Origin of the sequence: Cellvibrio sp. UBA7671 (assembly GCA_002483145.1) — a bacterium.
GTDB lineage: Bacteria > Pseudomonadota > Gammaproteobacteria > Pseudomonadales > Cellvibrionaceae > Cellvibrio > Cellvibrio fibrivorans.
The window spans coordinates 34,652-44,729 of record DLHJ01000017.1 but is presented as its reverse complement, the minus strand read 5'-3'; the positions used below and the strand labels follow the sequence as shown (position 1 = coordinate 44,729).

Genomic DNA, 10,078 nt, shown 5'->3' with positions numbered 1-10,078 from the left:
CGAGTTTTTCTACAATTTCAACGTATTGGTCATTGAAGCGCGCCGCGATAACCCAGCCAATTACAGCTGTTGGTATGGTCGCTGTGAATACACTTCAACACGGATGATCTCGCGCGATAAGAAATCATTTAAATATGGCCGAATTGAAGCGCGTTTGAAATTGCCGCAAACCCAAGGTGTGTGGCCTGCATTCTGGATGTTGGGTAACAATTTGGGGTCAGTGGGTTGGCCTGCTTCAGGTGAAATCGACATCATGGAACACGTAGGTTTTGAACCGACTACCACTCACGGAGCAATTCACGGCCCAGGCTATTCAGGCAATACACCCTTTATGGGAACCCATAATTTGGGTGAATATGTGGATGTGAATTATCACGTGTACGCCGTTGAATGGGATACCAACGGTATTCGCTGGTTCCGCGATAACATTCAATTCTATTCAGTAACGCGCGCGCAAGTGCAAAACTACGGTGCTTGGGTATTTGATAATCCCTTCTTCCTGTTGCTCAACGTAGCCGTGGGTGGAACCTGGCCAGGTAGCCCGGATGCAGGCAGCGTATTCCCGCAGCGCATGTATGTGGATTATGTTCGCGTTTATCAATAATTTTTCAAACGAAAATTGTTAGAAAAAAATGGCAGCCAAATGGCTGTCATTTTTTTCTCCAATAATAAATCGCTAACGTGAAGTTACCTGAAAAACACCAGCCAATTGATGCAATTTTGTTGCAGTATTTTTTAACCGATCAGAACTGGTTTGCAAGGCGCGCACCACTTTATTCATGGTGTGGCTTGCGCTGGCGACCTCACGCACATGATGTCCATGTTGTTGGCTGTTGTTGTCAATGTGATGAATGATATCGAACATGCGCTCCACAATATGATGTAGTTGTGAATTATCGGTTGATGCTTCCTCGGCTAAACGTAAACCGCGATCCACATCGGCGACGCTGGTTTCCATATAGGCGGCTGCCGTTTGCGATTCAGTACGAATGGCTTCAATTTTCTCACCAATTTCTTTTGCCACACTTGCAGTTCGTGCTGCCAGGCTGCGTACTTCATCGGCGACAACTGAAAATCCGCGGCCATGTTCACCCGCACGTGCTGCTTCAATGGCTGCATTGAGCGCAAGTAAATTGGTTTGGCTAGTGATGTCGCTGATCAAGGAAACCATATTGCCGATTTCGCTGGTGCGGCTGTTCAGTGTGTGAATGGTACGCGCTGAATTTTCCACCACATCGCGAATACTTTGGGTTCCTGTACGCACCGATTCAAATTGGCTACGCGCTTGTTGTACCACGCTTTCCATGACTTTTTTCATATCGCTGGCAGTGCCGGAGGCATTGCTGATTTCTTGCAACTGGGTATGCACCAATTCCAGCATTTTCTCCATAGAGCTGGAAACATGGTTGGATGATTGGTTAGCCTCAGTGTTCCGCTTGAGTAAATTATCGCTATTTTTCATCACTTCATCTGCCGCGCGTATAACTTCGCCAACAATATGATCGAGGTTGTCAATAAAACTATTCGTCCAGCGCCCTAAATCCCCAGTTTCATCATTGGCTAACTTGCGCGTATCCAGACGCTGCTGCAAATTACCGCCACCTTCAGCAATGGTGTGGATCACCTCAGTCATTTTCCCCAAGCGCCGCGCTAATTTGCGTGGGCCGCGCTGTTTAAAAATAATTCCACCGATTACCAGGGTTAATAGGGTAAATAGATTAATGGCGTTATTAGACCAATTGGTGTACTCGTGTAGTGCAGCATTCACTAAAAAACTGCTACCCACACAAGCGGTATAAATATTCATCAGTTTAAAATTCAGTGAGCGATGGCGATAAACTTCTTCCAAATCCGCCTCGCACATCATGCCCCAGGTATCTGGGGAGCCTTGTAATGAAAAGGTGACACCTTTGCCTACTACTGGAATATGACGATAATCGGAGTAGCCGGGGTAGGTGACAAATAAATTGCTACCTTTGCGAATCGTTTCGCGTACACCCGGATGTAATTCATTAGTGGCCGGGTCAGTAAAGCGGATTTCAAATTCTGTGTGCTGCTGGATTTTTACGACACCCCAGGCGGTGTGCACACCTGTTTTTAAATTTTCGCCATGGGAAAATGTATTATCTTCAAAACGCGAACGCGAGAGGGCGGTACCACTTTTAATTGCGGGTTCAAAAACCGCCTTCACCATAAACAAATAATTATCGCCAGATTCAGTAAAAATGTGGCCTGCTTCCCGTTGAATTAAATCGCCCAATACATCGTTGGGAAAGCGTGCACACAAGCAGCCCTTGTTGCCATTATTGAATTCGACGGGTAGGTAAAACATCAATGTCACTTGATCGTGAAAAGCAGAACTGCGCTTGCCAATCTGCAGTGTTTCCGTGTCGATATAAGGGCCATGCAGAAATGGATTTTCCAATCCTGTTTTTACCGCGCGCGGATTTAAATCGAGAACACCAAGCCGGCGATTGTAGGTTGTGGCAGTCACCATACCCTGTTGGTCGATAATAAATAATTCTGTGCAGTCACCCATGACTTGCCATGCTTTACGCAGAATATTGTCGTAGCTGTCGTCGGGAAATTGTAATTGGCTACGACAGGATTCCAATTGCGTCCACTGCCGTTTTACCCACTGCTGCAATAGTTTTATGCGAGTACTGGCGATGCTTTCAAATGCTTGTTCCATCACTGCATAGCGGTTGCGGTTTAACCAGCAAGACCAGCCCATGGAAACCTTGCCTGTTTTTCCATACCAGTTAAGCCAGCCTCGCTCCGCGGGCGACAAATGCATAAGGTCGCTGTGTAAATAATGGTGTTGTTGCATAGGTCTTCTTCACCTGTTTCTTAAGAGTCGTAATAGTTTTAGTGGGGTAAGACTATTTTTTTTAGTTGTAATTGACGCCATGCAGAATGTGCGCCAGTTCATGAAATGGAATATAGAGGGCGGTGGTGGCGAAAAAACAGGCTGGTTTTGGTTCTGTTTTGGGGCAGGAGCCTGATTATTTTGGTGCGAATGAAATTGCTTTGCACCAATATGGTTCTGTGTTTGTTTTTTGTCCGAAAAAATAAGCCACCAACATTGCCGTTATTACTTATTCCAGCGGTATCGATTTTGCGCTGGCCTAATATCGTTAATCGTACTGAGATGGTTTTCGATGGGGTTACTCGTTGCAGCCCCATGAGAGAAAGTGGGGAGGGGGGATGTCATCAAGCTTTCATAAATTTGTTGCGAATCCGTCATAAACGCTGATTAGTCTTGTCGCCGAAAATATCCATTTAATCGCAATCCTTCTGCTCAATTTTGTGCAGGTTTCGGATTTATTTATTTTTCAGCAACAGGAATAACTATGAAGCTTATTCAACAGATTCCACAGCTGGCAGCACTGGCTGCCGTGTCCCTTACCCTTGTTGCCTGTGGTGGTGACGATAATAAATCATCCAGCAGTGCCTCATCTTCCAGCCAACTTTCATCATCAGTTTCCAGTGTTACTTCTAGCCTGGCATCGAGTGTTGCCTCAAGCACTGCGTCGAGTGTTGCTGCATCCGTCGCCCCAACACCTGCGCCGCAAATTGTATTAAACGAAATGCGTTCTGACGGCGGTGGTTATGACTACATCGAACTCTACAACGCCGCAAATACGGATTACACCTTTACAGCTAACGAGTGGGCTGTGAATGATATTAAAGGTTTCGCTGAAGATAAGGTTCCCGGTATTGTGATTCCAGCGGGCACTGTTATTTCTGCTAAAGGATTTTTATTGGTTGCTGTAGACCAAAGCGCCATACCTTTTGGTGCACCTGCATCTACCTTGATCGGTGGTACTGCGAATTTTGGTTTGGGTAAAGGCGATACTGCCTTATTGGTTTACAAAAACGAAATTCTCGACCAGAAAAAATGGGGTGAGGGCACACACATTAATGCATTTGGCCGCCTACCTGATGGTGCTGAATGGCATGTTCAAACCGAAGCACTGGAAGCAACACCCGGTGCAAGCAATAAATTGCCTGCTGTGGTCGCACCTGCTGGCCCTACAGATATTGTGATTAACGAAATCGTATCCAGTGGCCGCGCGGATATTAATTTTGATTACATTGAAATTTATAACAAAGGTGAGCAGCCCTATACCTTTGCTGCAGGCGAATGGACATTAACGGACACCGGCAATAAACCTATGCCAATTCCTGGGGGCACAGAGATCCCGGCGAAAGGCCGTATTATTTTGCTGACCGATTTAGCCGTGGGTGCAGATTTGCCTGCAAATGCTCCAGCTGGCGCGATCCTCAATGGTGGTGTGGAAACTTTTGGTATCGGCAAAAAAGAAACTATTACCCTGTTTTACAAAGGTGAGCAGCGCGACCAAATCAGTTACGGCGATTTCCATGTCAATTCCTTCGGCCGTCTGCCCGATGGAGGCAACTGGATTGATCTTGCCGATGCCAGCAAGCCGCAATTGTACGCATCACCTGCGCTGAAAAATTTTGCAACTCCCGCGTTGAATTTAACCGTGACTACGTTGAATTTTTCTTCCTACAACAATCAGGAAACAACATTAGAAGCAGGCGGTTTCCGCATATTTGGTTTGAATGCTGATTTAGCCAAAGATGTTGAACCAGAATATATTGCCGTCGCTGCCGATTCAAAAACTGCTTGGGTAAGCTTGCAAGAAAATAACGGCCTTGCGCGTATCAATCTCAATGGCACACCGGCAATTACCAATGTGTTTCCATTGGGATTTAAAGATTACGGCGCGATCGGCAATGAAATCGACCCGAGTGATAAAGACAGCAAAATTGCTTTTGCCAAGTATCCAAAAGTATTTGGTATGTATCAGCCCGATGGTATAGCGACTTTTAATGAAGGCGGAATGGATTATGTGATTACCGCGAACGAAGGCGATGTGCGCGATTACTACACCAATTTTGTTGAAGGTGTAAAAGTCTCTGGCCTGACATTGGATGAATCTGATTTCCCCAATGCTGTTGAATTGAAAAAAGATGCGCAATTAGGCCGCTTGGTTGTTACGCAATTTGCTAAATCATCAACTGCCGAAACACTCTACAGCGACTTGCTGAGTTTTGGTGCGCGTTCATTTAGTATCTGGAATGGCACTACCGGCGCGCAAGTGTATGACAGCGGCAAAGATCTGGAGGTGCAGGCGAATACGGCTAATGCTTATCCGGATGACCGTAGCGATGCCAAAGGCGTTGAACCGGAAAATCTGACGATTGGTATGATCGGCTCCAAACGTTTTGTGTTTGTTGGCCTTGAACGCGCCGATGCAGTTGCGGTTTACGATATTACCGACATCAGCAACATCAGCTTCAAACAATTCCTCAAAACCACCGGTGATGATGCACCTGAAGGCATTCTGTTTGTCAGCGCAGCAGATAGCCCTAACGGCAATCCATTGTTAGTGGTATCCAATGAAGACAGCGGCAACGTCACTGTTTACCAAAGTGATGCGAACGGTGTATTCAGTTTTGCATCGCGCCTGGTATTGGAAGGCGGCGCAGCAGCAGCGGAGATCAGCGCCTATGATCCAATTACCAAACATTTGTTTGTATTGAATAACGGCACCCTGCTGAAAAATTCGCGCATCGAAGTATTGAACCTTGCCGACCCAACTAAATTGTCATTGCTGACCACCATTGACCTCAGCCCCTACGCTGGCGGTATTAACAGTGTTGCCGTCAAGAATGGAAAATTGGCGGGTGCGTTACAAGGTGTTGATAAAACCCAGCAGGGCACAGTGGTGGTGTTTGATACATCAACCTATGCATTGTTAGGTATCGCCAAAGTAGGTGCCTTGCCAGATATGCTGACCTTCTCACCGGACGGAAAATTTATTCTGACGGCGGATGAAGGCGAAGCGAAAGACGATTACTCCTATGATCCGGTAGGTTCTGTTTCGATTATCGCGTTACCGTAGTTGCATTAAATCAAGCCCCTCTATAAACAGGGGCTTGATTAGTAATACGGATTTTAAGAAGGCTGTGCCCGGTGTTAAACCGGCACAGCCTTTTTTATTTCATTATTTATCATTAGTGCCCTAGCCAGCACCACATCGCCTAACTTTTGATTGTTAGGTGTATGTCGATAATATAAGGTAGCTGTGTTCCGTTGACGCAAAAGTAAAAATACTAAAAAAATTAAAGCGAACATAACAAAGCGATGTTGCGGATGCTGATCTTCCTAATTTAATTGACATCTGAAAGTCTGTCTCATTCACATTAAAGGATTTACAAATGAAATTTTCTTCAGTTTTCATTACAATCATTATCATCGGCTTGGCAAGCGTCAATACCATAGCTCAGGAAGCGCAGCGTCCCGGTATTGAGAGTTTTACTGTTGGTGAAACATGGGAGTGGAAGGAGAAACTTGTAGTTGATGCCGAGCCGAATAGAGCTTTGATGGAGAGCTTTGAAACGCGTACGGTTGTTCTGGATGCTGGCGAAAAGAAATTCGTTAAAAAATTCGCTGGTGGTTCAAAAACTTCTGCAATAGACCAAACTGACTCCAAGGTCAATGAAAAGGTTTTTCGCAAATGGCCCCTGAAAGTAGGAGCCAAATGGGAGTACGAAGAAAGCTGGACTAGTGACGACGGTACTACTGGTTATACAAGGCAAGATGTAGAAGTGGTTGCATTTGAAAAAATTACCGTGCCGAGTGGTACATATTCAGCGTTCAAGATTGTGCATCGCGGAACATTTAAGAATGCGCGCGGGAGCAGTGCTATGAACGATGTATATTGGTATTCACCAGAAGTGAAAGCCGACGTAAAACACATCAATGAGAGTGGTGGTCAGACTTACACATCGGTGTTGGTTAAGTACACCAATTTCAGTTCTGGCCAATAGCTGAGTTTGTTGAAATAAGACCAACAAAAAGCCCGCACAAAAATTTGTGCGGGCTTTTTGCATTGGATGGAAATAGTATCGCGCGAAACCTAATTAGACATAGTAATTCGCATCAATAATTTCACCCAGTTCTACCGTCGCTACCTGTGGTTGCGCTTTGAGCCAGGCAAGCAATTTTGTTTTGTCGGCTTCAGTGGCTGAGCCGTAGCGTTTGCTTGAGCCGATAAAGCCGGACAGGCGTTTACTAGATAAGCCGCCGCCAAATACCAGGTTTTCAGCATTGATTGCATCGATAAAAAAGCTATCGACAAATTGGCTGATGGTTTCATCGGTCAGGTCGTTTTTAAATTCGCATTCCAATTCAAAACCAAAGGTGGCGAACTCGTCTTGGAATAATTTTTTACGCAAACGTTTGCTGCGCTGTGGGGCTTTTTTTTCGTTTGCGGTTGTTGCTGCGGTCATGGGTTTTACCTTTCTTTTAAATCACACTTGAATAAATTGATAACGTCTATGACTGTTGTTTTGCGTGAATTCACGTCAAATCGGCGTTGCTGACACCGTTTAAATCCATCAGGGTGGCGACTTGTTTTTCCAATAATTCGACACGGCTTTCGAGCTGTTGAATTTTTTGTTCCAGTTGCGCTGTATGCTCATCGTTACCACTGCTGCCTCTACTTGGGCTGGCAGTGGAATTTTGCATTGCAGCGATCGCCGCTAAATCCGGTTTGCCGCACAGCAAATGCATATAGCGGTCTTCGCGCTGGCCAATTTGGCGGGGGATGTGTACCACCACCGGTTTGGTTTTAGCGCAGAGTTGTTGCAGTTTTTCTTCCAGCGCTTGCGCGCTGGCAAACTCGGCCATGCGCTGGGTGCGGGTTAAAATTTCCGCTACGGTTTGCGGGCCGCGCAATAGCATTACGGTAAGGATTGCCTGGGTAGGTTTATCGACACTGAGCACGCGGGTCAGGCGCTGGTCGTAACGCGCTGCGCGGTTGCCGTAATCGACTGCCACAAAATTGCGGTCTTGCAATTCACTCACTGCGCGCTGCACAACGCCACTTTCATAATTGCTGATTGGCTCGCGGCTGGTTTTCTGGTTGCAGGCCAGCAGTAGGCTGTTCAACGTCAGCGGATATTGGTCGGGAGTGGTGAGTTGTTTTTCCATTAGCGAACCCAGTACGCGGGCTTCTATGGCATTGAGCAGGGCGGGTTCCTCTTGGGGAATAGGGTTTTCTATTGGTTCCATTGCGCTGTCTCGGTGGTCATCGGAGGGGCTGCCACTCTACGCCCATGGGCGGCAAATTTCACTCTTTACGTTTTCGGGCGACACTTATTCACAAATTGTCTGACGGATATAGCAATTGCTGCCTATATTTTAGGCGCTAGTCTTGCAGCTTTTAAGTGATAGTGAGTGATTTTGTCGAGGACGACCTTATGGACGCACTGTGGTTATTGGGCAATCCGGGTAGATGTTTCCGGGTTCCGGATCAGCAAATTATTATCGATAGGCAAGGTCAGTTATCCAGCAATGCGGTCACCTTTGAGCAGACGCTGGCCACTGCGGATGAGTTCGCTAACCTCTGCTCCCAAGTGGACATTGTGATACTCGTGGCGGGCGCCGCTCCTCTGGACCCGCTCTGGCTTTCAACCATCCCCCCGCAACTTCCCAAGCTTGGTTTTTTAGCCGATAACAGCCACCCCGAAGCGCGTGTACAGCTCACTATGGCGGGTGTAGATGGTTATGTTTCCTGCGCTATGAACCAGGCGGATTTTGCAGTGGTGTTGAACAAAATCCATGAAGACAAATTAGCGATTAATAGTTTGCAGGAAGAATTAAAAAATTTTTCCGCGATTGCATTTACAGCCATGTCATCCGCATCTGAAATGGGGACCGTCGCGGTGTTTGCTGAAAAAGTGCAGGTGGTGATGGATTTGCATCGCCTCGCGCAACTCCTGCTTACCTGCTTGAAAGATTTACGCTTGGAGGGCGTGATCCAATTTATATTTGATGAGGACATCACCTTATTTCCTGCCGATGTTTCTATTTCCTACCAGCGCTTATTGCACAGTGCGCGCGAGTCAGATGCGCGCATCGTATCCCAGGGGCGCTTTTTATTGTTCAGCTTCGACCATATTCAATTGTTAATCACTGATGCACCTTATCTGGATGCAGAGCGCTATGGGCGCCTGCGTGATGTGTTAGCGCATTTGGTGTCGATTGCAGAAGCGCGCGCAAAAACCCTCAAGGTCAATACGCTCTTGAAAATTCAGCAGGACAATACCCGGATGGTGATGATGTTGTTGGAAATGGCATCGCGCGATAACCGCAATTCGGTCAAAGATATTATGACGGGTTTATCCGATTCCCTACGTGTTATGGCTACCGGTTTAGATTTAAATATGGGGCAAGAGGCGGAATTATTAGGGCTTTCAGAGCGCGCGCTTAATTCGCTGGAAGGTTTGCAAGAGGCGACCTCTGCAGTGGAAGAACATTTTCGCAGTTTGCTGCAACAGCTGGATACAGTATCAAGTCTGTTGCAATCAAAGGAGGATGTACAACCCACTGCAATTGAAAGTGATAGCCGGGTAGAGCTTTTTTAATGGGAGAGGGGTGAAAAATCAGGCTTCATATTGGATAAACGCATCTGCCTCTTCGTAGATGATTTCATCCACTAACTGCTCCTGATTTTTTCCATTGCAATCGATCACTATATCCGCGTATTGCAAATACAAAGGGCGACGCTCCGCGTAAACCTCGGCAAAGGTTTGGTTGTCCGGGCGCGCTATGCCGCGGTTATCTATGTTGTGAATCCGCTGCTCCAATATTTCGATGCTGACATCCAAAAAAATAATCGGACCGAACTGTTTTAAATGTTGCATGCCTGCGGCGCTGTAAACGGCGCTGCCACCAGTGGCAATAATATGGCTGGGGTATTGCGCATTTAGCAGTACGCGTTCCTCTGCTTCACGCAAAGCCTGGTAACCTTTTTCATGCAGAATATCCTGCAGGGTTTTGCGGTGCTCCAGTTGGATCAGCAAATCCGTATCGACAAAATCTTTGGCTAAATTTTTGGCCAGCAATAATCCCAACGTACTTTTGCCCGCGCCGGGCATGCCAATTAAAATCAGGCTTTGGTGATAGGGATTCATGGCGTGCTCCTGCGAATAAGCGGTGATGCGAGGGGGAAGGGGTCTCTCAACTATAGCTGATTCT

General features: G+C 46.6%; 8 protein-coding genes. 4 read left to right on the top strand and 4 right to left on the bottom strand.

Going from position 1 to position 10,078, the window contains the following annotated elements:
• Nucleotides 1-604, top strand: a 604-nt coding sequence (locus B4E62_RS18640) for a glycoside hydrolase family 16 protein (protein WP_331353124.1), incomplete at its 5' end; no start/stop codon positions are given.
• A 72-nt stretch (nucleotides 605-676) separates the two neighbouring features.
• Here the strand turns inward: B4E62_RS18640 and B4E62_RS18635 are convergent.
• Nucleotides 677-2,830, bottom strand: coding sequence for a methyl-accepting chemotaxis protein (locus B4E62_RS18635; protein ID WP_331353123.1), 2,154 nt, complete (start codon nucleotides 2,828-2,830; stop codon nucleotides 677-679).
• A gap of 523 nt (nucleotides 2,831-3,353) precedes the next feature.
• On the opposite strand from B4E62_RS18635, the gene B4E62_RS18630 reads away from it, so the two are divergent.
• Nucleotides 3,354-5,936, top strand: a complete 2,583-nt coding sequence (locus tag B4E62_RS18630; protein WP_331353122.1) for a choice-of-anchor I family protein — start codon at nucleotides 3,354-3,356, stop codon at nucleotides 5,934-5,936.
• A 316-nt stretch (nucleotides 5,937-6,252) separates the two neighbouring features.
• Nucleotides 6,253-6,864 carry a hypothetical protein gene (locus tag B4E62_RS18625; protein WP_331353121.1) on the top strand — a complete coding sequence of 204 codons (612 nt, stop codon included), beginning with the start codon at nucleotides 6,253-6,255 and terminating at the stop codon, nucleotides 6,862-6,864.
• A 93-nt stretch (nucleotides 6,865-6,957) separates the two neighbouring features.
• Here the strand turns inward: B4E62_RS18625 and B4E62_RS18620 are convergent, their stop codons facing one another.
• Nucleotides 6,958-7,326, bottom strand: a complete 369-nt coding sequence (locus B4E62_RS18620; RefSeq protein ID WP_331353120.1) for a YggL family protein — start codon at nucleotides 7,324-7,326, stop codon at nucleotides 6,958-6,960.
• A 70-nt stretch (nucleotides 7,327-7,396) separates the two neighbouring features.
• Nucleotides 7,397-8,110 (bottom strand): YceH family protein, encoded by a 714-nt coding sequence (locus B4E62_RS18615; protein ID WP_310072418.1) that lies wholly within the window; start codon nucleotides 8,108-8,110, stop codon nucleotides 7,397-7,399.
• A 188-nt stretch (nucleotides 8,111-8,298) separates the two neighbouring features.
• On the opposite strand from B4E62_RS18615, the gene B4E62_RS18610 reads away from it, so the two are divergent.
• Complete coding sequence (locus B4E62_RS18610; protein WP_310072420.1) at nucleotides 8,299-9,465, top strand: hypothetical protein; 1,167 nt, start codon at nucleotides 8,299-8,301, stop codon at nucleotides 9,463-9,465.
• A gap of 18 nt (nucleotides 9,466-9,483) precedes the next feature.
• On the opposite strand, the gene B4E62_RS18605 is transcribed toward B4E62_RS18610, so the two are convergent.
• Nucleotides 9,484-10,014, bottom strand: coding sequence for a shikimate kinase (locus B4E62_RS18605; protein WP_331353119.1), 531 nt, complete (start codon nucleotides 10,012-10,014; stop codon nucleotides 9,484-9,486).
• Nucleotides 10,015-10,078: the final 64 nt, after the last annotated feature.

Bases quoted from the DNA above. Each gene is read 5' to 3' on its own strand.
- B4E62_RS18635 (WP_331353123.1), bottom strand. From the start codon at position 2,830: ATGCAACAACACCATTATTTACACAGCGACCTTATGCATTTGTCGCCC.
- B4E62_RS18630 (WP_331353122.1), top strand. From the start codon at position 3,354: ATGAAGCTTATTCAACAGATTCCACAGCTGGCAGCACTGGCTGCCGTG.
- B4E62_RS18625 (WP_331353121.1), top strand. From the start codon at position 6,253: ATGAAATTTTCTTCAGTTTTCATTACAATCATTATCATCGGCTTGGCA.
- B4E62_RS18620 (WP_331353120.1), bottom strand. From the start codon at position 7,326: ATGACCGCAGCAACAACCGCAAACGAAAAAAAAGCCCCACAGCGCAGC.
- B4E62_RS18615 (WP_310072418.1), bottom strand. From the start codon at position 8,110: ATGGAACCAATAGAAAACCCTATTCCCCAAGAGGAACCCGCCCTGCTC.
- B4E62_RS18610 (WP_310072420.1), top strand. From the start codon at position 8,299: ATGGACGCACTGTGGTTATTGGGCAATCCGGGTAGATGTTTCCGGGTT.
- B4E62_RS18605 (WP_331353119.1), bottom strand. From the start codon at position 10,014: ATGAATCCCTATCACCAAAGCCTGATTTTAATTGGCATGCCCGGCGCG.